Raw genomic sequence first — 859 nt, 5'->3', positions numbered from 1 at the left:
GTGCAAGCAAGTGATATTAATTGATTCAATCTGAGAGGGTTTAGAATGAGAAAACCTTACTATATTCGGGTCTTTAATTCAACATGCAAAACAGTAAATTATCTATATAAATCAATGTGTTGCTAGCGCCCGGCGCCCTTATAGGGTGTCAATAGAAACCTTCTTTACGAATAGGATTTATTATGCAAAATTCTGTAAAAAAATATCAACTCACCAATCAAACAATTCTTCGTGAGGGTAAAAAACTTTATCGCATTAAGGCGTTAAGAGATTTTGGTGATGTTAAAGCTGGTCAACTTGGTGGCTATATTGAATCTGAAGAAAATCTTTCCCATGATGGTAATTGCTGGGTTGGTGATCAGGCCATTGTTGTGAGCCCTGGTCGTGTTTACGAAAATGCGCAGGTTTATGGCAATGCAGGTGTTGGTGGTTTTGTATATGGTAATGCTCGCATCTACGATTCAGCAAAGGTTTTTGCCAATGCCCATGTGTATGATAATGCCCATGTTTTCGATAGTGCAAAAATTGTAAGTAAAGTGCATGTTTATGAAAATGCCAATGCATGTGGCATGGCTATTGTTACTAAGAATATTTGTGGTGACACAATGAAGAATGTTTATACAGAACGCCTTTCTCCTGCTGGTGAAATTTGCTTTGTTATGTGTAGTCCTCATAGGAAAACAGCTTAAATAACGGCGCGGGCGCGGCGGGGGCGCCTCCTTTAAAACATCTCATCTCATTTAAAAAATTAACGAATATTAGATTAGGGAGCGACCTATGACCAATACAACTGTATCTAAAAAATATGAACTTACTGATGAAATAAAAGAAGTTAAAGACCATCTCTATGGTAGAGTTA

Annotated in this window: 1 protein-coding gene; it reads left to right on the top strand. The window is 37.6% G+C overall.

Going from position 1 to position 859, the window contains the following annotated elements:
- Positions 1–182 precede the first annotated feature (182 nt).
- On the top strand, positions 183–689 hold the full coding sequence (locus PVV68_RS10540; protein ID WP_273722111.1) for a hypothetical protein: 507 nt from the start codon (positions 183–185) through the stop codon (positions 687–689).
- The last annotated feature ends 170 nt before the right edge of the window (positions 690–859 follow it).

The sequence above is a fragment of the Bartonella sp. ML69XJBT genome (assembly GCF_028618515.1).
Taxonomy (GTDB): Bacteria; Pseudomonadota; Alphaproteobacteria; order Rhizobiales; family Rhizobiaceae; genus Bartonella.
The sequence above is the reverse complement of the archived record's forward strand: the minus strand, read 5'-3'. Positions and strand labels throughout refer to the sequence as shown.

Excerpts from the sequence above, each read along its gene's own strand:
- PVV68_RS10540 (WP_273722111.1), top strand. The coding sequence starts at position 183 with ATGCAAAATTCTGTAAAAAAATATCAACTCACCAATCAAACAATTCTT.